Here is a 24,991-nt window from a genome sequence, read left to right on the forward strand (position 1 = left end):
CTTTTGAAGTGGGTCCTATTTGAGTTCTGTAAGGTCGCAGAGCAACGTTTTAACAGTAAAACATGGCATAGCACCGCAAAACCGGTATAAACGATATATAAGCTGCGTAATAAGTAGTTTCTTATTCGCTTAACACACCAACGAAGTGTAGGTTATAGATTCAGCCATGTACCTGCAGCCTTTCGCATATCTACTTTAGCTTTCAATCGTTTAGCCAACAGAAATAAGCCACCTAGCTTCCTGTGTATAAACAGGGCATCTACTGGCGGCGTATGCCAAAAATTATGCTCCATAGTCAGCGCCATTCCCTTTTCGTGAAGCCTTGCAATAAGATCGCTTTGTCCAAAGTCATAAGCGCCCTCGCAGCGAATCGCTTCACACGCCTCCATACCAATGTTTATGACGGCGTCGACTTGCGTTTGAGAGTGGCTTTCGTCAATTAATCCTATGCGAAACGCGGCTTGCTGCATCATCGCTCTATCGTTGGCTGCGGCGCTGTTGAGTAACGCTTGATACTGGGCTGAAATGGCGTCAGGCACATCTCGTGTAGCACCAAAATCTAACAGAACGATTTCTTTTGTATCGGGTTTAAACTGATAGTTGGCTAAGTTAGGGTCGCTCTGCAGCAGCTTAAAATGAAAAATTTCATTAAAAAATAAAGTCATTAGCGCCGTCATCACAGCATCTCGGACGTCCTGAGGCTCATTTAATAGCGCATCTAAGTCTTGCGCCTCTATAAAATCCATCGCTAACACGGTACTGGTGGTAAGGGGAGCAAAGGTTTGCGGAATGACAAACGCCTTATTCCCTTTGCATAGGATGTCGGTGCTTTCAACCAGCGCGCGATAACGGTTGAGCATGTCAGCTTCTCGCACGTAATCAGCTTCTTGGTGAAGCTGTGCTTTCGCTTCTTGTAAAAGCGGGTTGATATCTAATGATTTGGGTACCAAGCCAGTAAGTTTTATAAGTGTAGCTACGTTGTCTACATCGCTATCTATGCTTTTTTTCACGCCAGGATACTGCACTTTTACTGCTAACATCCGACCGTCCATCGTAATGACTTTATGCACCTGGCCAATAGAGGCCGCAGCTATAGGGGCAAAGGAAAAGTAAAGTAAGTCATCTTGCCATTTTTCACCCCAAGACTGATTCAACGTGGCAATTAGCTGGTCTTTTGGCATCGGGTCAGCGTCGTCCCGTAATCGCCCTAGAATTACCGCAAGCTCTTCTGGGAGAAAATCTCCTGCATCCATTGAAATAAGCTGCCCGAGCTTCATAGCTGCACCACGCATACTGGCAAGCTGATCTGCAATGTTTGAAATGTTTTTGGGCGTTAAGAGCAGCGAAGACAACGCGGGCTTCTCGCCCTTTAACAGTTGTCCTGCACCTTGTGATACTACGTTACCTGCAATTCTACCTGCCAGTGAGCCCAAGCGGCCTATGCGCGATAAACGCGACGACGGTACCGCTCTACTAGAACGGGTTGGTGATTCAGCGGATTTATTGGGCTTCTCTGCCATAGGCTCACTCAGTTTTATTAAAGGCGAAGGGTAACGTTTGGTTTGTTATTGTCTAAACATAACCTAAAAATGTAACTAGAGTTTATAAATTATACTGTCGGACAAAACGTCTGGATCGGGTTTCCAGCCAAAAGTCATTGAGGACCTGTTGACCATTGCTGTACATCAAAGATCAACAGGACTTAATGTTTAGGAAGTGAGGTTGCCAACAGGGCGATCAACGGATAAGACAGCTGTTTAAACAGAATTCTGATTTAAAAGCCGCGTTTAGATTGCCCATATTGTACTTAAAAGAAATGTGTACTTGCCGTTCCTAGTCGCTCAGCGGTTTCTTACTAGGCGAGTTGTACAAGGCAATTGTATAAACACTGTGTGCTAGATTATCTGTGAAATAAATTGAATCACTAGTCCAACAACGCTTCCATAAGCAAACCCAGCCCAGCCACTTGTCGCTCTATAACGCCAAAGTGCTGCACCAAAAAAGCCACACCAAAGCATGGCAGAATAGGTGGAAACAAGGCCGCCGCCCATCCCTGTATCTGGCAAAAACAGCATGACGACAAAAGTTAGCGCCATTGCGCCACTTAACAGCACCCACATGATATTTTTCTTATCTGCGAACGCATTGTTTTGTTCGACGTTCTTTGCATCGGCATCTTGCGTTTGCTGTGCATTTTCTGCTTGAACAGCGCACTGAGCTGCTTTGGATGCACGTAGTTTTCGTGCACTACGCTCACTTCTTGATTGGGGTTTCTTGACCTGTGAAGGCAACGGTGATGCAGCGCTATGGGTCATGATGTACCTCATTAACTGAATTTAGTAACTGTTTATCCATAGTTAAGGTAGAGCATGCATGCCAAGATGACTATACGACTTCGGTCTCACACGACAATTAGAAAACGTGTTTTAGATTTTCCCTATTCTAATGCGGCGCTCGAATTAGAGGGGGTAAAGGCTCAGGTAGGCATGCATTATCTACAAGAACACCGTGAAGCACGCAAACAAAAAAGCCCACCCGCAATCACTGCCGTTTGACAAGGAATGCGGGTGGGCTTTCACAAACTTATACCGTTAGGTATTAGTGATGGTCGCTATTTTGGCTTTTGAAGCTTACTTCCAGCAAATTTACGCTATCAGCAAAGGTCAGGGTTTTGATATCACCCTTGCCTTCTACATTTAGTGTATTCACTTGTTTTGGCCACAAGTCACGCAATGCATCATGGCGAATTTTAATGCCTTCAAGTACAGGCGGCTCAGCAGTTTCCTGATAAACCCAAAAGTGCTTACCTTCAACTTCAAAGCCAACATCAGCAAGCTTTAATGGCTCGCCTGCTGCATTTAAAATTGCAAAGTGGTGGGCGACGTAATCAGCGAATTGTTGCTGCGTTTCTATGTCGTCCATAATATCTGCGTGCTTGTCGAACAACGCCTTAACCGCGTGTTCAGCATCGTGCAAATTAAAGCGGTGCATCACCTCAATATTTTCTGTTCTAGGATTGAACAGTACCGTGGTAATTGCTGCTTTTATTTGATGCGCTTGGGCTGCAGTGCTGTACGACATTGCGCTAACTAATAGCGCAGCCGTAATTGCGAATGCACTTACGCTTGCAAGCAGAGCATGCGCGCTCTGCTGCAAGCGAGCCAAAGACAACTTATTCGTCATCTTTGTCCTCGTCGTCGGTTTTCAGTTCGGTCTTTGAGTCGTGCATAAGGTCGCGGTACTCGTAAGTGTTACGCGGCTTATTCTTATACGCTTCAATACGCGAAGGAATGATACGACGCGGGTAGTGGTTATTTTCCACATCTACGTCTGCTGTTTCCCAGTGTGGATCAACGGTTACGCTTACCAGCTCTTTGTCTTTGTCGGTAACAATAAGCTTGCTTACGGCTTTAGGTGTACGACGCCAGATTTCCGCAGGAATACGCATTTCTTCTTTCGTGCCGTCTTCAAACGTTAGTTCAAGAATGATTGGCATCACCAACCCACCCTTGTTGCTGAAATCTAGCACGTAGTAGTTTTTGTCTTCTTTCACCGCACGCTCAAACGCTTTACGCTCCCAAGGCTCAAGATCTTTCAAGAATTTCTTGTACTTGTTGCGCTCTTTGTTAGTTACGGTGTAACGATCGTTTTCGTCGTAGAAGTCACTGATATCTTCAAAGCGATCTACCCAAAGCTTTTTACCTTCTTCTTTATTGCGAAGGTCGGTAAGTGACTTTGGTTTTTCCATTTCTGCTTCGCGTTCGCGAGCAAAGTCGATATCTGGATCTTCAGTGTCTAAACGCAGCTTGTATACGCTGTCCAGACTAATGTCTACGTGGTCTGTGGTGTAAAACCAACCACGCCAGAACCAGTCTAGATCAACGCCTGAGGCTTCTTCCATGGTGCGGAAGAAATCTGAAGGTGTGGGACGCTTGAACATCCAACGCTGTGCGTACTCTTTAAATGCAAAGTCAAACAGCTCACGGCCAAGAATGGTTTCGCGAAGAATGTTAAGCGCTACTGCAGGCTTGGTATAGGCATTTGGGCCAAGGCGAAGTACTGAGTCAGACTGGGTCATAATTGGCACCTGTGTCTGAGACTTCATGTAGCCAGTGATATCACGTGGCTCAACGCCCCAAGGGATCGTAGGATCCCACTCGCGACCGGCAACGCCGTCTAGGAAGCTGTTCAGACCTTCATCCATCCATGTCCACTGGCGCTCGTCAGAGTTAACGGTCATAGGGAAATAGATATGACCCACTTCGTGAATAACTACGCCAATAAGGAAACGTTTCTCAGCAAGCGAGTAAGTGCGTGAACCATCGTCACGAAGCTCTGTACGCGGACCGTTAAAGGTGATCATGGGGTATTCCATGCCGCCAACGGGTCCATTTACTGATTGGGCTACTGGGTATGGGTAATCGAAGCTAAAGCGGCTATAAACATCCATGGTGTGGATGATTGATTCTGTAGAATACTTCTGCCATAGCTCGCCACCTTCTTTCGGGTAGAAAGACATGGCCATTACCAATGGTTGAGTGTCACCGCCTTGCTGATAACCACGCGCATCCCACGCAAATTTACGCGAAGAGGCCCATGCAAAGTCACGTACGTTTTCTGCCTTAAAGGTCCAAGTTTTAAGCTTAGTCGTGCCTTCTTTTTCGTTCTCAATCGCTTCTTCTGGTGAAACGATGAATACGATACGGTCAGCTTTTTCTGCCTTTTTCAGGCGGTCACGCTGTGTTTTAGTTAACACGTCTTTCGGGTTTTGAAGCACACCCGTTGACGATACGATGTGGTCAGCAGGAACCGTAATATCTACTTCGTAGTTACCGAACTCTAGCGTGAACTCACCACGGCCAATAAATTCTTTATTAGTCCATGCTTCGTAGTCGGTGTATGCAGCTAGGCGTGGGAACCACTGTGCTAGCAAGAAGATGTCGTTACCACCTTCACGTTCGTCATCAGGGAAGTGCTCGTAACCTGCACGTGCTGAAACAGCGTCTTCTTCAACAATGTTAAACGCAAAATCGATATCAAACGTAACTTTGCTGCCTGGCTTCAACGGTTGAGCCAAGTCAACACGCATTAAGGTGCCAACTACTGTGTGACGTAAGTCGTTGCCCGCTTTGTCTTCAACACGAGAAATGGTATAGCCCAGCTCGTTGTCGTCAACAAACTGCTGACGGCGCAATGCACCCATGCTTAGCTTAGCTGGCGCATCGCCGCTAGCAGCTTGCGTACCCGGCCCGCGGTTACCGATACCGCCAAACGTGGTAGTAAGCGCAGACATTGAATCGTCGCGGAATTTGTTTTGGTCAAGCTGGATCCACAAGTACTTAAGCGTGTCTGGCGCGTTGTTGTGGTAAGTAATGGTTTCGCTTGCTTCAATGCGGCGTTTGTCTTCAAGTAGCTTTACGTCAATATCGTAATCTACTTGTTGTTGCCAATATTGGTGGCCTGGCTCACCAGCGGCGTTACGGTATACGTTTGGAGTAGGAAGAACTTCGTCCAGCTGACGGAATTTATCTTCGAAATCGCCTTTAGTTTGTTTAATAGCGGCGGTACTAGGAAGAGAAATCAGCATAGACAACACTGGCGCTAGCCAGAAAAAGTGTCGTTTTGCGGTGCTCATGCAGGTTCCTTGCAACTTGTAAGTTAGAATTGTTATAAGATAACACCGCCTAGTATATAAGTATGCCTGTCACAATCCAATTTTTTGACCGTAACCTAACCATGTTTTAACGCAAAAAACTGTAACAGATCGTTTTGTTTCGCGCTTTAACTGTCGTATTCTTAAGCTCTTGTTTTCTTTTTTCTTCCCCCTATGAACCGTTTTAATTGGCAACGTGCCGTTATAAAAGTTGGCAGTGCGCTTATTGCTCCTGAAGGCAATGAGTGTAGTGGGCGTTATTTACTGTCTCTTGCTCGATTTATTACTGCTAGTCGCGAAGCTGGCAAAGAAATTATTCTGGTCTCTTCTGGCAGTGTTGCCGCGGGCCGCAGCAAAGTGAAGGTTCGTCACAACGCATCTATTGCAGAAAAACAAGCCATGGCTGCGATTGGCCAGAATTTAATGATGGCCAACTGGCAGCGCTTTTTCGACTTTCCCTGTGCACAAGTATTGTTAACGGCGGATGATCTACGCGATAGAACCCGCTACGTAAATATTAAAAATACCTTGCGCGAAATTTTGAATCACAATGCGTTACCTATTGTGAATGAAAACGACACCGTAGCAGTCAACGAACTCAAAGTGGGTGATAACGATAACTTGGGTGCTTACACCGCCCTGGTCGCCCAAGCAGACACCCTCATTATCTGCTCAGATATCGACGGCTTATTTACCGCAGACCCAAGAAAAGACGCCAATGCCACACTCATTCCACAGGTAGATAAAATAGACAGCACCATTTACGGCCTTGCCGGCGGCGCTGGAACTGCGGTAGGAACTGGCGGCATGCGCACAAAAATTGAAGCGGCAGACAAGTGCACCAGTAGCGGTATTCAAACTCTGATTGTAAACGGGAGAAAAGGCGAAACCTTCGATGCATTACTTGAAGGTAGAGTGCCGGGAACCCTATTCAATGCTAGTAGCACTCCCGCCAGCGCGCGCAGACTGTGGCTTACCCATACTCTTAAAACCGCTGGCAGAATAGAAGTTGATAGCGGTGCGAAAGAGGCGTTAGTGCGAAAAGGCGCGTCATTACTGCCATCGGGTATTGTTGATGTCGTCGGTTTGTTTGAACAAGGCGACGCTGTTGAAGTGGTGTGCCAAGGCGAAGTTATTGCCAAGGGGCTTTGCTTATATAACGCAAAAGACTTAACGCTTATAAAAGGGAAAAAGTCGAAAGAAATTGCCAGTGTGTTAGGTTATGAAACAACGGATGTTGCCATTCACCGTGACGATATGGTGCTTTACTCATAGCGCTACTCAAAAGAATCGCTGCAATAGACTACCGCACATTAAACATTAATTGGCGTTAGTCGTTCATCGATTTTCATTATTTGCGCCAACAACAAAGCGATACATTTATTCACTAAGGGACGATCATGACTGATATCACACCTACACTTGCCGACTACCCTTACAAAGTCACTATCGCCACGCGTTGGCAAGACAATGATGCGTACGGACATATCAACAATGTTGTGTACTATGGTTTCTTTGATACCGCGGTAAACCGCTTTTTAATTGAAGAAGGTGGGTTAGATATACACAACGGGCAATCCGTGGCGTATGTGGTAAGCAGTCAGTGTCAGTACATTGCTCCGGCAGCCTACCCTGAAGACATTTTTGTAGGGTTGCGCGTTATCAAAATTGGTAGAAGTTCAGTGACTTATGGTCTATCGGTTTATGCCGGAGAGAATAAGCGACGCGTGGCTCATGGCCAATTTGTGCATGTGTTTGTAGATAGAAAAACCGACAAGGCCATTCCTATTCCTGTTAATGTGAAAACAGCGTTAGAGTCGATTGTGGAAGTAATGTAGAGCATGGCAAAAATGACGAAACACAATGCATCACAAGCGATGAGCAACGGCAAACAAAAGCAGGTTGTCTTTCTAGACGCCGAAACCATGGATTTGCCCAGTCTTGATACCTCTTCACTCGATGACGTACAAAACAATTTCGACACCGCGATTACGCTTCATCAACAAACTCAAGCCGAAGACGTTGCCGAGCGCATTAAAAATGCCGATGCTGTGCTGGTTAACAAAGTCGTGCTACAAGCCAAAGATTTACAGCAGGCCAGTCAGCTGCGCTATATTGGTGTAACTGCGACCGGCATGAACAATATCGACCGTGATTACTGCGAACAGGCTGGTATTACCGTTCAAAATGTAGAGGGCTATGGCACTGACAGCGTTGCTCAACATACGTTGACCTTGGCGTTGAATTTGGCCACCAATTTTGTGACGTATCAGCGCGATATGCGCAACCAAGCATGGTCTGCTTCTTCTCATTTCTGCTTACTCAATCATGCCGTGGTGGAATTGGCGGGTAAGCATGCGGTAATTGTTGGGCATGGCGAGCTTGGCAAGCGTGTAGAGGCATTGTTCAAGGCTATGGGTATGCAGGTGAGTATCGCTGCTCGCCCAGGTAAACAAGACGACCCTCGTCCAAGTCTTGCATCGCTTTTACCAAATGCCGATGTGGTAAGTCTTCATTGCCCTCTTACTGAAGCCACCGATAAGCTTATTAATGCCGAGACGTTGTCGCTGATGAAGCCAACCGCTTTTCTCATTAATACGGCTCGCGGCGGTTTGATTGATGAGGAGGCACTCTATCATGCGCTTAAAAACAATCAAATTGGTGGCGCGGGATTAGATGTATTAAGTGTCGAGCCTCCGCCTGTTGATCATATATTGCTTAAAGAGGCACTACCTAACTTGCTGGTAACGCCGCATAATGCGTGGATTGGTAATGGCGCTAGGCAAAAACTGCTAGATAGTGCTATCGACCATTTATCTGCCCACTTATCTTCTTGTTTATCAGCTTCCCAGGGCTAGAACACCGCTATGAATAACGCAACCTTATTTGCTCTGTGCTGCCTAATTTGGGGCTCAACCTGGATAGCCATCACTTACCAAATAGGGCATACCTCTGAAACGTTTGCCATTGCGCTGCGTTATTTATTGGCGTCGGCCTGTTTAGGGATTTACTGTGTTATTAGGCGTTTGCCGCTTAAGCTACCGGTACATGTTCATGTGAAAATGGCCGCAGTCGGTCTCTTTTTATACAGCTTAAATTACACGCTGCTGTATATGGCGCAAGCGCACATAATTAGCGCGCTGTTAGCCCTTATGAGTTCTTGTATTATCTACATTAATGTTGTGCTTCGGCGATGGTGGCTTAAAGAGCCTATAAGAAAAGAAGTGGTTATAGGTGCTACATTTGGCTTGCTGGGCATTGTGTGTTTGTTTGTGCCGGAGTTTTCCAAAGTCTCCATGGATGCGGCGCTTGCTACCGGCCTCGCTATAGCGTTTGTCAGCTTTTTCTGCGCCTCAACAGGTAACGTTATCTCCGAGCGTATTTTGACCTCGGGTACGCCTGTTATCCAAATGAACTTCTATGCCATGAGCTATGCCATGGTGCTGCTTTTCATCACCTCACTGGCAATGCCGGGTAAGTTGGTCATTCCTACCCATACCGAGTTCTATCTGTCGCTGCTTTATCTGGCTATCTTTGGCTCTGTGTTTGCGTTTGGCGCGTACATGAAACTGTTAAAGCAAATGGGCGCTGACAAGGCTGCATATGTGGTCTTGGTATACCCCATGGTTGCGCTGGTTATTTCCACCTTTTTCGAAGGCTATACCTGGAGCGTTTTATCTGTGGTTGGGGTGGTCATTGTGCTGGTAGGCAACGCCATTGCAATGGGGAAAGTTCCCCGCTTTATGCGTCGCCCACCGGTGTCGAGCTAGGAGCTGGTAAAACCGTTTATTTGAGCGCGTTGATTTTCTTATTCAGTTCGTAAGCAGGCTCGGTAACAATGGTTTCAAGGGTTTCGATTCGCGCCATTAAAGCTTCAATCTGCGCATCTTTTTCCTCTAAACGCTGCTGCTGTTTGTCGGTCACGCTTTTAACGAACGGGTTGCTGCACTCGCCGTTCATCCAGTCGTTTAGTCGCCACTGAAATTTTGCGTCTAAGTAGCTTGCCAAAAGCACAAGCGACGTCAGGCTGCCAATTAACAAAACTATACTTAACGTAGACATAATTTTTTCCTAATCCAAATTTCAAGGTTGAAGGCTTTTAGAGAAAATGCCCTAAACGCACGTTACTGCACTTACTGTTTTAACTAGTCGTTTGTTGCTTAAAAAAATTACAGCATTGACGAAAAAAGTTTGTAATAAAAATTCGTGGGGGCAGACTGATAGAAGTAACACAATAAAATAACAACAGTTTTTGTGATTAGGGATGTGACGTTGGGGCAGGGTTTTGAAGATGTTTTTGCGCAATACGGGGCAATACTGAGCCGTGTAGCCAACAGCTATGAAGCAAACGAAGCGATGCAGCAAGAATTATTGCAAGAAATTGCTATTGCCGTTTGGCAGGGGCTGTCTCGCTTTAAGGGCGATAGCAGCGTGAAAACCTATATTTTGAAGATAGCTCATAACCGCGCAGTTACTCACGTAGCAAATCAAGTGAAACGTCTCGATACCCATCAATATGACCACGATGATTTGGGCTCTGACGGGTTCGCGAGTACTACCCACTCACCAGAGGAAATGTCTAGTCAACACCAGTCATTGGAACGCCTACTTCGCGCGGTACGGGCACTTCCATTGCAGTCAAGACAAGTGCTAACGCTTTCTCTTGAAGGCTTAAGTTACGATGAAATTGCAGACGTCTGTGGTCTGACTAAAAATCATGTTGGTGTGATATTAAAGCGCGCCAAGCAAAGTATCATGCAGGAGCAACCGCATGCATAATTCAGATAAAGAGAATCAAACGAACCCGCCCGTATCAGTAGACGATGCGCAAAATGATGGCCTTTCTGCGCTATGGCAAGCTCAGCCAGTTACGACTATCAACCTCTCGGAAGTAAAAGCCAGTTTAAGCAGCGAGCGAACCAAGCAACGCTGGTATATGTTGGTTGACTCCTTAGCGTTTATCCCAGCGATCTACTTGCTAGTTGTTACTTGGGAAAAGTTCACTTTTGTTGCCCACGCGATGTTTGTTTTTATGCTGGTCACGGCTCTTCCCCTGCTTGTTTATCAGCTGTGGTTAAGAAGAGTGGCCGCATTTTCAAAAGACACTCAAACCGCTGACCACCTAACGCAGCTAATAAAGCAAATTAAGAATAACGTTAAGATTGCTGTAATCACTAAACACTCGACATGGACTGCAGTGTTATTTGGATGTGCCTTTCTGGTGGAGCGCTATTTTTATGGGGAGCTTACCCCAGAGAAAGTTATGAAGATGGCTATAGTTATGACGTCCATGAGCGTTGTGATGCTAGTGTGGTATGTGTGGGCGAGCAAAAGACAAAAGCGTTTTGAGCGTCAACTCGAAACGCTTGAGAAGATGGCACAGCAGCGTTAAGGGCGCATGAGTGCAAAAGTACGATGTTTTGACTTTGAGCGCTTAATTGTTATTACTTGTGCTCGGAGTGCTCACCTTATCTTTCAGATCTTGCTCTGCGCTTTCATTGGACTCGTCAGATTCACTGTCGTCTTCATCACTATCTCTACGGGTTCTGTTATCACCCAAGAAAAACTCATAATAAAGGTCTAACGCGAACTCAGATTGGTCTTCCAGTGTGGTTTGAATGGCTTCTAAATATAAACTAGGTAGAAGCTGATATTTTACTGCCAAGTCAGGCGGTAGTTGTCTGCGTCGTAGCGTGCTATTAGCGTCGTTGTTACTTAGACCAACGTCCACATTGTATTCCACAGATAATCGCTCGTTAATCTGCCCTCTTACCGACAGTAAATCTTCGTTAGTGCTTAAACTAAAATCATCAATACCTAGCGCGCTTCCCACTTGCCCTGTCAGGGTTTTGGTGTTGGATAAACCAAAACCTACCAGCAGCGCAGCGTAGTTAGGATCTTGTGTGCCCGAGTTCGGTCCAGAACCTGTGAGTAGATATGACAATACGCCCTGTTGATCCATTGCAGGCTCAGAGAACAGGTTAATACTTGGCGAGTCAGCCGCGCCATCAATTCGGATACCTGCAATTACGTCGTCATCGGTTTTAGCCGGGTCGCGGATGGCTTCGACCAGCAACAAAGGTTGGTCAATTGGGCCGTTAAATTGTACTTCACCGGTTTGAATAATTAACTGTTGTCCGTAAGCGTTGTATCGACCATTTAAAATTTGAAGGTCACCATAGCCCACAAGTGCAGGTTGAGTGTTTACGCGAATGCCACCATACAAACTTGCAGTAAGGCCAAACGCTTCGAGTTTTACTTCTTCGGTTTTGTTTTTGTCGATGTTTACCAATACCGAAGCGTGGACGATATCTAGCGGTTCCTCTCTATCCGGTTCGCCACGCAGGTGCACGTCTTTTGATGGGGAAACAGCACTCTCAGGTAGCGACTCTATTTCAATTCTCGCCCAAGGAATATTTACCTCGCCACTCACGTCCACTTTTTCTTTTGTGGCGGCGATATCGATATTCGGTGATACCTTGAGTCGAATGTTTGGCTGACGAATTTCGAAACCGTTTCCTTTTAAATTAAATGTCGCACTGGGGTTGGATGACCAGTCTAACTCGCCTTTTAACGCCCCTTTTCCTCCGCCTAGTAAGAAGGTGCCGTCTAGAGCAGCGGTTTGACCATTAAGCGATACTTTTTGATTCCAATCGGCCAGTGTCACAGGTGTATCTTGTATATCGATAGCGCCATTTGAAACTGTCAATTCACCGTTAAGCGTAGGGTCGTCAATGTAACCACTTAACGATACGTTCCCGTTTAACTTTCCTGTAAGGGTTCTGATAGCAGGGGAAAGGGGTTTGAATGGTGCAACATTAAGCCCTTGCATCTCTAGTTTACCATCAAGTGGAATACGCGATTCGAAAGGACGGGTATTCAAGGTTAGTGTTGCATCCCCGACATCTTGGCTTGAGATCACAGACGTTGATGCTAACTGCCCCTGCTTTATCTCTCCTTTAGTTTCTATGGAGTTAATAGTGAGCGTTAGCGGGCGCGTTTCACCAAGTTGCCATGGCGCAGAACTCATAGACGCAGTAAATGTAGCATCGATTGGGTCGTTAGCTGAGTAGCTGCCTTTGGTTTTTACGGTAAGTGTTGCTTGTGAGGGGCTTGAAACAACAGTAGGCGCTAACTCGTTCGCCCACAACCCGATGGGCAGCGCCGTCGCGCTGATATCCCAACTGGCTTTGTTTTGTTGATAATTCACGTTTGAAATACACAGCTCACCTTCTTTTCGAGAGGTCCAACAGTGCTGACCTATTTTAGCCGTTATAGGTGTGCTGCCTATATCTACACTGAACGGGCTTGATAGCGTCCACTGCATATTAGCGAGCTTCAATGCGGTATCACTAATTTCTCCCACCCAGTGATTGTTAGTCCATGCACCTTTTAAAGACAGCCCAATATTATTGTTGGGCACAGCTAGGTCAATATCTGCGGTGTGGTCGCGATAGGTACCGTTAACTTTGATTTCGCCGTTCAATGGTCCTTGCTGCGCGGCAGAGGCATTTAAATTGGGTGACACAGCAATATTAGATAGGGCGAGTGTGCCATTAGCACTTGGGTTTTGCCAAGGACCGGCGGCTGTGATATTACCACTTATCGCACCTGTCACTTCTGGGTATAGGCTTGAAATAGCGTTAACGTTTATCGCAATATTTGCATTTAAATGCCGCTTATTCAGTACTTGAGCAATGGCGCGTATCGTGTTTCGCTCTTGCTCGTGTTCTTGAATGATATTGACGTTAGTAACGAATAAGTCGCTGGGGCCAGCATAAACCGCATTCCCTTTCACCTGAAGCGGTTTGCCCTGAAGTACACCCGAGACAGTCATATCTCTTAGGCTCATATGTAATCCGCCGCGCTCAGAGTATTGCAATATACTGTCTATTTCTCCGCTAATTTTTTCAGGCGCATAAGTGCTGAATTGCCGCCCTGATACATTCTTAAGCGTTGTCTTACCTTCCCACGCGATACTCTCATTTAGATAAAGGGTACCTGTGTTGGTTAAGCTCCCATCCAAAGCGTTTATATTGGCTTGATTAACAAAAATATTGTTCTTTTTCAGCACCACATCAAGTGATACCGGTACATTGCCAATGTCAGGCAATGTAGCTGCGCCAGCTCCTTTAAGTACGTAATCACCCATGGTGCCGGAAAGCGTTAACTGTCCTTCTTTAAGCGTAGTGTTTTCCACTGTCGGTATGGCTTGCTCTTGCCAGTTCGCAGTGAATTCTATGGGAAGGTTACTGTCTAGAATGTTGGCCATTAGGTTAGCGTTTGCGGTTACCGCGCCTTTGGCTACAACTGACAGCGTTAAGTCGTCCAACGCACCCGCGGCCGCTACACTCAGTTCTTGTGGTGTGTCGCCAAGCTTCGTTTTCGCGTTAATAGCCACATTTAATGGGAAGTTTCCGTCAAGTGTTGCGCTCCCTTTTCCTTTCACCTCACCTTGTTCATGTACAACGGTCATTTCTTCAATAGCGACATCGCTGCCCTTAAAGTGAGCCTCTAACAGCGAGATGAGTGAAATGTGCTGTTTGCTCTCCCCTTGAATTATGTGTAGATCTTCTACTAAAAAAGTACCAAGAGACAAAGGAATAGGCGTAGCTATATTTGGTAGTACGGGGACGTCGTAGCTTAGTGAGTATGACGTAGGCAAAGCGCTATCAGCACTTGGAGCCTGTTCTTTTTTGGGAGCAGGCTGCTCACTATTAGTTTCCGATGCATTGGTCATGGCTGCCGGTGTAGAGCTGGCAGCTTCATCTTGGTTTAGCAGAGCAATGCGAACACCTTTCGCGGCGATGCTGTCAAGTATGAGGTCGCTATTTCCTTCAAAATCGGTCAGCTCTAGTTCATCAATTTCTACTGTTGTCGTAAGTAGAGCAAGTTTGATATTCGTTAGCGCTAAATACCCAACATCAATGGGCAGCGGTAATTCAATCTGGCCACCTGAAGGTGCATCATCGGAAGAGTCAGGCGCGTTTGATCGCTGTGTAAGCGTAGCGTTTTCCAGCGTGACTTCATTGACACATACTCTAGGCTCAAACAAACAACGCCAGGTAATATCAATGTAGGCATATTGTGCAGACACCTTCCATTGCGGGTTTTCCCACTCAACATTATGCACTTCTAGTGTGTCAGCAAACCCACCGTCAATGGCATCGATGGAGAGGTTTTCAACAAACGTGTTGGCCAGTAACTTAACGGTAGGGCCGCCTAAGGGACTTATCAAAACGGCATACAACGCGACCAGTATAAGAACCGGTGAAAGTAAAATAGCCGAAAGCGTACGTTTTCTCATAGCTCAGGCCCCAACAAAATATGTAACTGCCATGTATTCTCGTCTGGCGCAAAGCCTCTTGCCACGTAAAGTCTGACTGGACCTATTGGTGAAAGCCAATGTACACCAGGTCCAACGCTATATGTCAGCGTTGTGCTGGTGTCGTTTGTTGCTGTACCTGCATCGACAAACGCTGCCACTCTCCAATTATCTGCCACTTGATAGGCATACTCTACACTCGATGTAGCAAGGTACTTCCCTCCAATAGAGTCAACAATGAGTTCTCCTGTTTCTGGATCAATGACTTCAGCTGTCGGAGAAATTTCGCGATAGTCGAAGCCGCGAACACTTTTATCGCCCCCTGCATAAAAACGCAACGACGTTGGCACCTCATCAAAACTATTGGTTTTAATAACCCCAGCTTCACCGCGTATGGTTATTCTGTGCACATTGTTAAAGGTACGGATAAGCGTGGCTTCAACCACGGCCTTGGCAAAATCGATATCAGAACCATAACCTTCTCTGCCTATTTGGGTGAGCATTTGAAGGTAGGTACCATTATTAATGTTGAGCTCACTGTCTTTATCGCGATAGGTTAACGAGTACCCGGGTAATACTAGGGACGTGGTGTTTGTACTCAATTCCCCTTGATCATAAGTTTCACGTAGATAGGTCACCGAGCCATCGTGTTGCCATGGTGAATTGTCATGTTGCCAGTAACGGTGTGCAGACAAAGATAGGGTTTCACTCTCAAAGGAAGTGTTGCTGTACTCTATAAATTGGTAACCCGCCTCTATACTCGCGTAATCCCGCGTTATGTTTCTCATAGGTATACGGTAGTCGGCAGTCACTGATTGTTCTGGCGCTGAAATGAAAATATCAGATGAAACAGAGTGCCCTTTACTATTCACCCAAGGACGCTCCCATCCTAAGCGAACCCGTGGGCCCGTGTCAGTGGCTGCGCCAACAGAAACGTTAAATGCGTCTGTAGGTCTGTGAAGTAACGATACCTCAACCGGTACCAGCAAACCATCAGCCTCACTTACAACCGGGCGTGCAATAACGCGGGTAAAATACCCAGATTGATTAAGGCTTCTGTTGAAATCGGCAAGTGTTGCTGAAGAGTACGCATCGCCTGTTTTAAACGGCTTTAGCCGCTCAATGATGGCTTTCGCTTTGTCATCGCCAATAAATTTTAGCTCTCCAAATTGGTACTGGGGCCCGCTTTGCGCAATCAAAAGTACGTTTGCTTGTTTTTCGTCACGCACTAGGTCGAGACGCGTCGCCTGCCAAAAATAATCAAAATAGCCATTAGATAAGGCGTAGTTAAACATGGACGACTTAAACGACTCGTAAATGGTTTGGTTTAACACGTCGCCTTCTTTAAGCTTTAGTGAATTAAAACGTTCTCTGAAAGCCTTATCTTCACGTCCCGCACCTATTATTTCGCGAGTAACTTTATTTATGGTAAGCGGCGCATTCAAAGCAACATTCACTGTAACCTTGTCGCCCTCTTCAATACTTACCTTGGTCTCGCTGTTGTAATAACCATAGGGTTGAACCGCTGTCGCTACCGTTTCGCCCACTTCATCTTGCCAGTAAGGGTCAGTAAGCAACGATTTTTCCACGTCGAGACTGTTTAAATGCAGGCGGATATTATTACGCAGTTTGTCATCTTCTACGCCCTGAATGTTATAGGAAATAGGGTCTTGGGCATGTGAAAAAGTAAAGAGAGCACACGCTAGCGTGCACAATGTACTGCCCACCAAAACTCGGACTGCTTTGGTGATTCTGAACATAAATTGTCGGAAAAGATGGTCTTGCAAACTGGCAAACCCGCTCCAAATCGAAGGCATGAAAAGGCTAAGTCCTTAAGGTAACGCTGGGCTGTGAAGCTTACCGCTTGATGGTAAAATCCATATTATGTCTGTGGTTAATGATACCACATTTGCAATTTGTATCCGCAAACTACGACGAGAGATCAAATAATTGCGCTGACGTCGGTAAATAATACCAATCCGCATAGATAATTGCCCACTCAGAAGGTGCTGGCAAGTTTCCTAGCAAAGCGTGGGAATGCAGGAATGGCTGTTCCCTTTCAAATTCCCAGAATGAAGCTAGGAAGCTTGCCAGACCTTCCCGAAGGGCGAGTTTAAAATGTCCGTACTCTTTGTTGTGTCACCTTGATGTAGACCACTATACCTGCGGTAACACGCCGCGATTACGAACATTTTAACTCTCGCTGAGTGGGTAATGATCTATGCGGATTGGTATAGAATGCATTCAACGTATTTTCCTAACTAGAATGCCCTTCTTCAGAACATATCTGACACATCCACTCACTGAACATAGAGCCTAGCATTGCTTTGTTTTTGTACATCTGGGCATGAGTGAGTATACTCTGCGTAACTTAACTTCGAGTTTTTTGCCTAAGCTAAGTTCCACTAACAATAAAAAACAACAAGGGAATGTTATGTCTTCTAATAAGGCTCTCTTACCTACGACACTAGTTACTTTGCTACTGTTGGTTTGCTCTTTCTCCACACTGGGCGCAGATCAAACTAAGGCAGAACCCGAGTACGAAAAATTCAGTTCTTTGCCAACCTATTGGACACCGTCGCTGTCACCCGATGGCTCAAAAATCGCTTTTGTTCAAAACGTTGAGCAAGAAGAAGCGTTTGCCATGCTTGCCACTTACGACTTAAAAAAGGGTGAAAAGCACTACCTACTGCGATCGGACAATGAACGCGTAAAAATTAACTGGTACAACTGGGTGAACAATGAACGGCTGGTGGTTAGCGCTCGTTACGAAACCCGCCGTGGCACCACGAAAGTTCACGACACACGGTTGTTAAGCATTAAGTTTGACGGTGAAGGCGGTGCATTCAACTTGGTTGAATGGGAGAGAATAAAGCGTCGAGCAGGTAACCCGAACCACATTCCTCAATTTCACGATGACGTTATCGACTGGCTGCCTGACGAACCAGAACATATTCTAATTGCCTTAGACGCTGAGGTGTTGGGGCTGCCGTCGGTTTACAAAATCAATGTTAATGATGGTGGCGTAAGTCGCATTATTCGCGGGAAAAAACGCATTAGAGATTGGATGACGGACCAACAAAATAACGTTCGTATAGGTGTTTCGCTTGATTACGATACAGGGGAGCGAGAAGTCTTTCTAAAAGAAGGAGACGATTGGCGCACCTTATTTGCTTACAACGCTATGTCTGACAAGGGGGAATACCCAGTTGGCTTTGCAAAAGACCCAAATATTCTTTATTTCAAAGGTTATAAAGGAGACTTCCGTGCATTGTACACCTTAAACCTTACTACTAATGAGCGAACAGAGGTGTATGCTGATGAAGGGTATGATGTTAATGGTAGCCTTATCTATTCACCGGTTACCCGAGATGCAATAGGAGTACGCCATGACGGTCGACATTATTGGGATGAACGTTACGTCGCTCTTCAAAATGGTATCGATGCTGGTCTTCCTGATTACGACAATACCTTAGTGAGCTTTAGCGACGACGAACAAACATATATTGTTTATTCAGAGTCTGACACCTTACCAGGAGTTTATTTGCTGGGTGACCGTAAAGAAGGCACGTTAGTGATGCTTTTTGAGCAATATGCTCAAATAGACCCGGCAAAATTATCTGAGCATAGGTTAATTGATTATGAAGCCAGAGACGGCATCAAAATCGAAGCGTATTTGACTTTACCAAAAGGCGAAGGCCCGTTTCCTACCATTATTCATCCCCACGGCGGCCCTGGAGCAAGAGATTTCAGTGGTTTCGACTATTGGACAGCGTATTTTACATCGAAAGGTTATGCAGTACTAAGGCCTAACTTTAGAGGTTCTAGAGGGTATGGGTACAGCTTTGCGCAAAGCCAAATGAAAGGTTGGGGCTTGGCTATGCAAGATGATATCACCGATGCGGCAAACTGGATGGTAGAGCAGGGGCACGCTGAGCAAGACAACATGTGTATTGTGGGCGCTAGCTATGGCGGTTACGCCGCCCTGATGGCAACTGTCAAAACCCCGGATCTGTTTAAGTGTGCGGTGAGCTTTGCTGGCGTAAGTTCACTTAAACACGTCATTATTCATTCTCGCCGTTTCCTGAACAACGAATTTGTGAAAAACCAAATTGGGGATGATTATGATGACCTTGAAGCGCGCTCGCCTTACTACAATGCGAAAGGGATAAAGACGCCAATTTTGCTGGTACATGGAGAGGAAGATAGAGTTGTCCCTCCACTTCATAGTCGCTACATGGCTGACGAGTTAGATGATTACGACAAAGTCTACAAATATGTAGAGCTTGAAAGTGGCGACCACAATTTGTCTATTCAGCGAAATCGTCATATTTTCTTTAAGGAAATGGATGCATTTTTAGACCAACACCTTAGGCCAGCGAGTAAAGCGAGTGCTGCAACGGCAAACGTTTCAGCTTCCGAGTAACACCCGTTAAATGCACCAGTATTTACGACAAGATTTTGCTTGGCTGGCGGCTTTTTAACCAAGTTTCAGGTATACTCAACAAGGCGCGTTAATTTCGCGCCTTTTTAATTTCCCCCACTTTATTTCATATTCGAGACTTTATGCCCCAGACTTCTAATGGCGTATCTGAGGATACTGCAGTTGTGCAAAAGCCAGCGCTTGGCCTTGTTGAATTTGTTGCGCTAATGGCTACGATGACATCCCTTGTCGCGTTGAGCATTGACGCTATGCTGCCTGCGTTGATTCAAATTGGCGAGTCACTACAGGTCGTCGAGGCGCATCAAACCCACTTAATCGTTACCGTGTTCTTTTTAGGCATGGCACTGGGTCAAATGTTCTTTGGGCCTTTTTCCGATAGCCGCGGCCGTCGCCTAACTATATTAGTGGGTCTGTGTATTTTCGCCTTAGGTACATTTGTTTGCATGATGGCCACTAATTTGGAGACCATGCTGGTAGGTCGCGTTATTCAAGCATTTGGGGTGTCTGGGCCACGAATAGCCTCTATGGCAATTATTCGCGACCTTTACGTTGGCGATGCGATGGCAAAAGTCATGTCGTTTATCATGATGGTGTTTATATTAGTGCCTATGTTGGCGCCTATTATTGGGCAAACGGTGATGGAGTTGACCTCATGGTTCCATATTTTCACTATGTTTCTCATTGTGGCTACCATGGCCGGCATTTGGTTTTTTTCTCGTCAAGGGGAAACCCTGCCAAGAGCAAGGCGTAAAAAGTTTTCATGGGCGCAGTTTTTCGCATCTTCAAAGTTCATTCTAACTAACCCAGCAGTGATGGGTTACACCTTTGCCATGGGCTGTATTTTTGGGGCATTCTTGGCGTATTTAAGTGCTTCGCAAACCATATTTACTGTGTTTTACAACGTAGGTGAATGGTTTCCCTACATCTTTGCAACGCTTGCTTTTTCAATTGGTCTCGCCTCTTACTTTAACGGTAAAATGGTAATGCGTTTTGGGATGCGCAAGCTTTGTCGTTTTGCACTTAAAGGGGTTAACGGGTTTGCCGTTGTGTATTTAGTGTTACTGTTGGCGTACGACGGCTTGCCGCCTTTAATTCCTACGGTTGCGGTTATGTTTGTAGGCTTTTTCTTTGTGGGCATACTGTTTGGTAACTTAAACGCCATGGCGATGCAGCCGCTTGGCGATATGGCAGGTTTAGGCGCGGCCATAATTGGCTCATTTTCTAGCCTTTTCTCGGTGCCTGTTGCACTGTTCGTCGACAGTTTCTTAAATGGAAATTTAATGCCTATCGGCTGGGGATTTCTCGTCTTTTTTGCTTTGTCTTACGTATCCGTACGCTATGCTGAGCGCGTTCGTGAAGGTTCTATTTAGAAGGTGTATCGGCGTGTCGCAGAGGTCAGTTGCGTAAGAAAGATACTTATTAGCAGGCTTACGGACATAAAAAAGCCCGACCAAAATGGTCGGGCAAGAGGGCTTAGTTAAGCACCTAACGACAGAAACTGTCCTAACCTATGATGGCCTTCATGTCAGTCATGTAGCCACGTAAGGTCTTACCTACCGATTCCACACCGTGTGAGCGGATGGCTTCGTTAATTTCAACAAGGCGTTTGTTCTCTACCTGATTAGAAGTAGCGGCTAAACCCTTACCGATAACGCTGGTATCAATGGTAGGCATAAATTTCTCACGCAAAATTGGAATTGCTGCGTTAGCAAACAAATAGTTTCCGTATTCTGCTGTGTCTGAAATAACCACGTTCATTTCATACAAACGCTTACGTGCGATTGTGTTAGAAATAAGCGGTGTTTCATGCAGTGATTCATAGTACGCAGACTCAGGTAAAATACCGGCTTCAACCATTACGTCGAACGCAACTTCAACACCACACTTGATCATGGCAACCAGTAAGATGCCGTGGTCAAAGAATTCTTGTTCACTGATTTCACCTTCATAAGCCGGTGCGTTTTCAAACGCGGTTTCACCGGTTTCTTCACGCCACTTAAGCAGGTTCGCATCGCCATTGGCCCAATCTTCCATCATGGTGCGAGAGAACTCACCGCTGATGATGTCGTCTTGGTGCTTTTCAAATAGCGGACGAAGTAAATCAGTTAACTGCTCAGAAAGCTCAAACGCTTTCACTTTCGCAGGGTTTGAAAGACGGTCCATCATGTTAGTCACACCGCCAATCTTAAGTGCTTCAGTAATAGCTTCTAGGCCGTACTGAATAAGTGCACCTGCGTATCCTGGCTCGATACCGTCATCAACCATTTTTTCAAACGCAAGTACCGCTGCAACTTGTTGCATACCACACAAAATGGTCTGCTCGCCCATGAGGTCAGATTTAACTTCAGCCACAAATGATGACTCAAGTACGCCTGCGCGGTCACCGCCCGTTGCACTTGCAAGTGCTTTGGCTTGATCCCAACCTTTACCTTCAGGGTCGTTTTCTGGGTGTACAGCAATCAGAGTTGGTACACCGAAGCCACGCTTATATTCTTCACGTACTTCAGAACCCGGGCTTTTCGGCGCACACATGATTACTGTGATATCGCTACGAATTTGCTGCCCTTCTTCAACGATATTGAAACCGTGAGAGTAACCTAGCGTTGCACCTTCTTTCATAAGCGGCATAACGGCTTCGACTACGCTAGCGTGCTGCTTATCAGGTGTTAAGTTATATACTACGTCTGCTTCTGGAATGAGCTGTTGGTAAGTACCAACGGTAAATCCGTTACTGGTTGCGCGCTTATATGAGTCGCGTTGCTCATCAATGGCTGCTTGACGCAGCGCATAAGAAACATCTAACCCTGAGTCACGCATATTCAAGCCTTGGTTAAGGCCCTGCGCGCCGCAGCCTACAATGACAATTTTTTTGCCTTTTAAGAACTGACAACCGTCAGCGAATTCATCGCGTGCCATGAAACGGCAGCGGCCAAGCTGATCTAACTGCTGGCGAAGTGACAGGGTGTTGAAATAATTAGCCATAAAAATTTCCGAACAACATTCATTTTTGTCAATATCAAACACCGACCTTGGTGTTGACAGACCTCGTCTATGACGACTTGATATTGAGACTAAAAGATTTCTTTTGTTTTGGAAAATGATATATTTGCAAGATAATATTGCATAAAGTGAAATGCTTATGGATTTTCGCAGTCTACAGCTGTTCAATCACCTAGCTACCAGCCTGCATTTTGGCATTACCGCCGAGGCAATGTATGTGTCGCCTTCTACGTTAAGCCGGGTTATTCAACGCCTTGAGGACGAGTTAGGCTGCACGTTGTTTAAACGTGATAACCGCAAAGTGGCGCTAACCCACAGTGGGCACAAGCTGCTGTCTTTTTCAAAGCAAGCGCTGAAAGATTGGCAACAGCTAAAGGTCGACTTAAAAGAAGATAACGACGCATTGCAGGGTGAGCTCAGTGTATTTTGCTCGGTTACCGCTAGTCAAAGCCACTTACCCGCTATGCTTAGACAGTTCAGGCAACAGCACCCGGGTGTTGATATACGCCTAATTACCGGCGATCCTGCCCTTGCGATAGAAAAAGTGAAAGGCAAACAGTGCGACTTATCTATTGCTATCTACACCCCTGATATGCCGACAGATTTGCATTTCACCGCGCTTGATAATGTACCTTTGGTACTTATTGCTCCAAGAGAGTGGCGACTTACTCAACTAAGCCAGTTGGACTGGACCAAGCATCAGGTGATTATGCCCGAAACTGGCCCAACCCGTCGTACTGCCTATCACTGGTTTGCTGAACACGGTATTCGTCCAAATGTGTATGCTTATGTCGGCGGTAACGAGGCCATCGTGAGCATGGTTGCACTTGAATGTGGCGTGGGTTTTGTGCCTAAAGTGGTACTTGATCACTCCAGTATGGCCAACGCTGTAACCCAAATACCTGTTGAAGATATTGAGCCTTATGCTTTAGGTTTATGCTGCTTGCAGGATAAGCAAAACGAGCCGCTTATAAACGCCTTTATGCAGCTTAATTTGCAAGCGCGAGGCTAAGTTTAAGGCATAGCTGGTGCTCAGCTAGCGCTCAACTGTTTAATAAGGTTATCGAGGGCGCGATAGCCCAATGCTTCTGCAATGTGCGCCCGCGATACGGCGTGCTCATCTTCAAGATCTGCAATGGTTCTTGCCACTTTTAACGTGCGATGAAACACCCGCATAGACAAATTAAGCTGTTTAGCAGCGGCTTGTAGAAACTGCAAATCAGCGTCATCAAGTAAGCATATATCGGCAAGCTCACCCGCGTGCAGCGCACCATTTGGCTTGCCTTGCCGTAGCCCTTGTTTGTGACGCGCTGCAATGACTCGCTTTCGCGTTGCGTGTAGCGAGTCGTCAGGTCTATTGGCACGCTCTGGCAGGTCGTAGTCAGGTAGCCGAGGCACTTCGACTTGTATATCAATTCTATCAAGCAGTGGGCCCGATAACCGGTTCAAGTAGTTGAGCTGTTGCTGCGGGGTTAGTCGGTTATCATCAATATCACCCGTCGGGCTTGGGTTCATTGCCGCTACTAATTGAAAGTTAGCGGGGTATGTCGCGCTTCCTGAAGCACGAGATAAATGCACATCGCCGGTTTCTAGCGGTTCGCGTAAAACATCCAGTGCCTTTCGCCCAAATTCAGGCAGTTCGTCTAGAAACAAAATACCATTATGAGCCAGCGATATTTCACCCGGTACAGGGTTTGAGCCACCGCCAGTAAGCGCCACCGCAGAGCTAGTATGATGGGGCGAGCGGAGGTGGCGAGTTAGAAAACGCTCTGCATGCAGTTTTTCGCCTTTCACAGAGTGAATGGCAGCCACTTCCAACGCTTCTTCCTCGCTCATATCGGGTAATAGCGATAGCATTCGGCTGGCGAGCAGGCTTTTACCTGTGCCAGGAGGGCCCACCATAAGTAAATTGTGTGCTCCACTTGCTGCGATAACAAGCGCTCGTTTGGCTTGCTCTTGGCCGATAATGTCATCCCACCCTGAAAGGGGGCTGTTAAGTGCTCGCGAGGTAAACGGTTGGCCTTTAGCAAGTTTTTTGTTGCCGGCAAGGTGTTCATAAACAGACTGTAAATCGAAAGCAGGATAGCGTGTTGCGTGAGAAACCAATGCAGCCTCTACGTCATTATCACCTGGGTATACGAGCGCAATGTCTTCGTGTGCAGCTGCCATTACCACAGGAATTAGCCCGTTTACTGGCTTTATTTCGCCGTTTAATGCAAGCTCGCCCACAAAGGCAATGTTGAGCAGGCTAATGTCTGAGATGTAGCCCGACGCAGCTAAAATGCCTACGGCGATGGGAAGGTCGAACCGCCCGCCAAACTTGGGAATATCTGCCGGCGCTAAATTGACGGTTATTCGTTTTGCGGGAAACTCAAAACCACTGTTTATCAGGGCACTGCGTACTCTTTCTCGCGCTTCTTTAACGCTGGTTTCTGCCATACCGACCAGTTGAAAAGCAGGTAAACCATTAGCTAGGTGAATCTCTACACTTACCTCTGGCGCTGCCACGCCCTGCCCTGCAAAGGTTTTAACAACAGCCATTCCCATAATCTAAACAACCTCCTCTCGC

At 46.2% G+C, this 24,991-nt stretch carries 18 protein-coding genes; 9 read left to right on the plus strand and 9 right to left on the minus strand.

Translation table 11 applies throughout. The annotated features are described in order from the left end of the window. Window positions 1-152: 152 nt before the first annotated feature. From WA381_RS03355 to WA381_RS03370, 4 genes are all read right to left on the minus strand, one after another. On the minus strand, window positions 153-1,520 hold the full coding sequence (locus tag WA381_RS03355) for an ABC1 kinase family protein (protein ID WP_156087289.1): 1,368 nt from the start codon (window positions 1,518-1,520) through the stop codon (window positions 153-155). Between the two features lie 375 nt (window positions 1,521-1,895). Next, window positions 1,896-2,315, minus strand: a complete 420-nt coding sequence (locus tag WA381_RS03360; RefSeq protein ID WP_156087288.1) for a hypothetical protein — start codon at window positions 2,313-2,315, stop codon at window positions 1,896-1,898. Between the two features lie 283 nt (window positions 2,316-2,598). Continuing rightward, on the minus strand, window positions 2,599-3,183 hold the full coding sequence (locus tag WA381_RS03365) for a DUF6702 family protein (RefSeq protein ID WP_014977821.1): 585 nt from the start codon (window positions 3,181-3,183) through the stop codon (window positions 2,599-2,601). Further along, window positions 3,173-5,635 (minus strand): M1 family aminopeptidase, encoded by a 2,463-nt coding sequence (locus tag WA381_RS03370; protein ID WP_014980757.1) that lies wholly within the window; start codon window positions 5,633-5,635, stop codon window positions 3,173-3,175. Before WA381_RS03370 ends, WA381_RS03365 begins: the two co-directional genes overlap by 11 nt. A 192-nt stretch (window positions 5,636-5,827) precedes the next feature. On the opposite strand from WA381_RS03370, the gene proB reads away from it, so the two are divergent. The 4 genes from proB to WA381_RS03390 all read left to right on the plus strand — a co-directional run bounded on the left by proB (window position 5,828) and on the right by WA381_RS03390 (window position 9,423). Further along, window positions 5,828-6,928 carry a glutamate 5-kinase gene (gene proB, locus WA381_RS03375; RefSeq protein WP_156087287.1) on the plus strand — a complete coding sequence of 367 codons (1,101 nt, stop codon included), beginning with the start codon at window positions 5,828-5,830 and terminating at the stop codon, window positions 6,926-6,928. A 125-nt stretch (window positions 6,929-7,053) separates the two neighbouring features. Then, window positions 7,054-7,491 (plus strand): acyl-CoA thioesterase, encoded by a 438-nt coding sequence (locus WA381_RS03380; RefSeq protein ID WP_014951416.1) that lies wholly within the window; start codon window positions 7,054-7,056, stop codon window positions 7,489-7,491. A 3-nt stretch (window positions 7,492-7,494) separates the two neighbouring features. Continuing rightward, a complete protein-coding gene (locus WA381_RS03385; RefSeq protein ID WP_156087286.1) occupies window positions 7,495-8,511 on the plus strand; it encodes a D-2-hydroxyacid dehydrogenase in 1,017 nt (338 codons plus the stop codon). A gap of 9 nt (window positions 8,512-8,520) precedes the next feature. Beyond that, on the plus strand, window positions 8,521-9,423 hold the full coding sequence (locus WA381_RS03390) for a DMT family transporter (protein WP_014951414.1): 903 nt from the start codon (window positions 8,521-8,523) through the stop codon (window positions 9,421-9,423). A 16-nt stretch (window positions 9,424-9,439) separates the two neighbouring features. Here the strand turns inward: WA381_RS03390 and WA381_RS03395 are convergent, their stop codons facing one another. Further along, window positions 9,440-9,715 (minus strand): hypothetical protein, encoded by a 276-nt coding sequence (locus WA381_RS03395; RefSeq protein WP_014951413.1) that lies wholly within the window; start codon window positions 9,713-9,715, stop codon window positions 9,440-9,442. A 210-nt stretch (window positions 9,716-9,925) separates the two neighbouring features. On the opposite strand from WA381_RS03395, the gene WA381_RS03400 reads away from it, so the two are divergent. Together WA381_RS03400 and WA381_RS03405 are read left to right on the plus strand one after the other, a co-directional pair. Continuing rightward, window positions 9,926-10,432: an RNA polymerase sigma factor gene (locus WA381_RS03400; RefSeq protein ID WP_014980752.1), complete on the plus strand. Its 507-nt coding sequence runs from the start codon at window positions 9,926-9,928 to the stop codon at window positions 10,430-10,432. Then, window positions 10,425-11,045 carry a hypothetical protein gene (locus tag WA381_RS03405; protein ID WP_110289584.1) on the plus strand — a complete coding sequence of 207 codons (621 nt, stop codon included), beginning with the start codon at window positions 10,425-10,427 and terminating at the stop codon, window positions 11,043-11,045. Before WA381_RS03400 ends, WA381_RS03405 begins: the two co-directional genes overlap by 8 nt. 42 nt (window positions 11,046-11,087) lie before the next feature. On the opposite strand, the gene WA381_RS03410 is transcribed toward WA381_RS03405, so the two are convergent. Continuing rightward, window positions 11,088-14,960, minus strand: a complete 3,873-nt coding sequence (locus WA381_RS03410) for a translocation/assembly module TamB domain-containing protein (RefSeq protein ID WP_156087285.1) — start codon at window positions 14,958-14,960, stop codon at window positions 11,088-11,090. Further along, a complete protein-coding gene (locus tag WA381_RS03415; protein ID WP_156087284.1) occupies window positions 14,957-16,795 on the minus strand; it encodes an autotransporter assembly complex protein TamA in 1,839 nt (612 codons plus the stop codon). The genes WA381_RS03410 and WA381_RS03415 overlap by 4 nt, the downstream gene beginning before the upstream one ends. 617 nt (window positions 16,796-17,412) lie before the next feature. Between WA381_RS03415 and WA381_RS03420 the strand changes: the two genes are divergently transcribed. Then, window positions 17,413-19,404: an alpha/beta hydrolase family protein gene (locus WA381_RS03420; protein WP_156087283.1), complete on the plus strand. Its 1,992-nt coding sequence runs from the start codon at window positions 17,413-17,415 to the stop codon at window positions 19,402-19,404. A gap of 140 nt (window positions 19,405-19,544) precedes the next feature. Next, on the plus strand, window positions 19,545-20,792 hold the full coding sequence (locus tag WA381_RS03425; protein WP_197044437.1) for a multidrug effflux MFS transporter: 1,248 nt from the start codon (window positions 19,545-19,547) through the stop codon (window positions 20,790-20,792). A gap of 133 nt (window positions 20,793-20,925) precedes the next feature. Here WA381_RS03425 and ilvC read toward each other — a convergent pair whose 3' ends face one another. Further along, window positions 20,926-22,404 carry a ketol-acid reductoisomerase gene (gene ilvC, locus WA381_RS03430; protein ID WP_014951396.1) on the minus strand — a complete coding sequence of 493 codons (1,479 nt, stop codon included), beginning with the start codon at window positions 22,402-22,404 and terminating at the stop codon, window positions 20,926-20,928. 157 nt (window positions 22,405-22,561) lie between these two features. Between ilvC and ilvY the strand changes: the two genes are divergently transcribed. Continuing rightward, window positions 22,562-23,434, plus strand: a complete 873-nt coding sequence (ilvY, locus tag WA381_RS03435; RefSeq protein WP_156079065.1) for an HTH-type transcriptional activator IlvY — start codon at window positions 22,562-22,564, stop codon at window positions 23,432-23,434. 20 nt (window positions 23,435-23,454) lie between these two features. Here the strand turns inward: ilvY and WA381_RS03440 are convergent, their stop codons facing one another. Continuing rightward, window positions 23,455-24,969 carry a YifB family Mg chelatase-like AAA ATPase gene (locus WA381_RS03440; protein ID WP_156079064.1) on the minus strand — a complete coding sequence of 505 codons (1,515 nt, stop codon included), beginning with the start codon at window positions 24,967-24,969 and terminating at the stop codon, window positions 23,455-23,457. Window positions 24,970-24,991: the final 22 nt, after the last annotated feature.

This window comes from Alteromonas sp. CH_MED4-4, from assembly GCF_037029575.1.
Classification (GTDB): Bacteria; Pseudomonadota; Gammaproteobacteria; order Enterobacterales; family Alteromonadaceae; genus Alteromonas; species Alteromonas macleodii.

Coding starts and splice junctions, on each gene's coding strand:
- WA381_RS03360 (WP_156087288.1), bottom strand. CDS start 2,315: ATGACCCATAGCGCTGCATCACCGTTGCCTTCACAGGTCAAGAAACCC.
- WA381_RS03405 (WP_110289584.1), top strand. CDS start 10,425: ATGCATAATTCAGATAAAGAGAATCAAACGAACCCGCCCGTATCAGTA.
- WA381_RS03380 (WP_014951416.1), top strand. CDS start 7,054: ATGACTGATATCACACCTACACTTGCCGACTACCCTTACAAAGTCACT.
- WA381_RS03385 (WP_156087286.1), top strand. CDS start 7,495: ATGGCAAAAATGACGAAACACAATGCATCACAAGCGATGAGCAACGGC.
- WA381_RS03440 (WP_156079064.1), bottom strand. CDS start 24,969: ATGGGAATGGCTGTTGTTAAAACCTTTGCAGGGCAGGGCGTGGCAGCG.
- WA381_RS03425 (WP_197044437.1), top strand. CDS start 19,545: ATGCCCCAGACTTCTAATGGCGTATCTGAGGATACTGCAGTTGTGCAA.
- WA381_RS03370 (WP_014980757.1), bottom strand. CDS start 5,635: ATGAGCACCGCAAAACGACACTTTTTCTGGCTAGCGCCAGTGTTGTCT.
- WA381_RS03365 (WP_014977821.1), bottom strand. CDS start 3,183: ATGACGAATAAGTTGTCTTTGGCTCGCTTGCAGCAGAGCGCGCATGCT.
- WA381_RS03410 (WP_156087285.1), bottom strand. CDS start 14,960: ATGAGAAAACGTACGCTTTCGGCTATTTTACTTTCACCGGTTCTTATA.
- WA381_RS03390 (WP_014951414.1), top strand. CDS start 8,521: ATGAATAACGCAACCTTATTTGCTCTGTGCTGCCTAATTTGGGGCTCA.
- WA381_RS03355 (WP_156087289.1), bottom strand. CDS start 1,520: ATGGCAGAGAAGCCCAATAAATCCGCTGAATCACCAACCCGTTCTAGT.
- WA381_RS03415 (WP_156087284.1), bottom strand. CDS start 16,795: ATGCCTTCGATTTGGAGCGGGTTTGCCAGTTTGCAAGACCATCTTTTC.
- WA381_RS03395 (WP_014951413.1), bottom strand. CDS start 9,715: ATGTCTACGTTAAGTATAGTTTTGTTAATTGGCAGCCTGACGTCGCTT.
- WA381_RS03420 (WP_156087283.1), top strand. CDS start 17,413: ATGTCTTCTAATAAGGCTCTCTTACCTACGACACTAGTTACTTTGCTA.
- proB (WP_156087287.1), top strand. CDS start 5,828: ATGAACCGTTTTAATTGGCAACGTGCCGTTATAAAAGTTGGCAGTGCG.
- ilvC (WP_014951396.1), bottom strand. CDS start 22,404: ATGGCTAATTATTTCAACACCCTGTCACTTCGCCAGCAGTTAGATCAG.
- ilvY (WP_156079065.1), top strand. CDS start 22,562: ATGGATTTTCGCAGTCTACAGCTGTTCAATCACCTAGCTACCAGCCTG.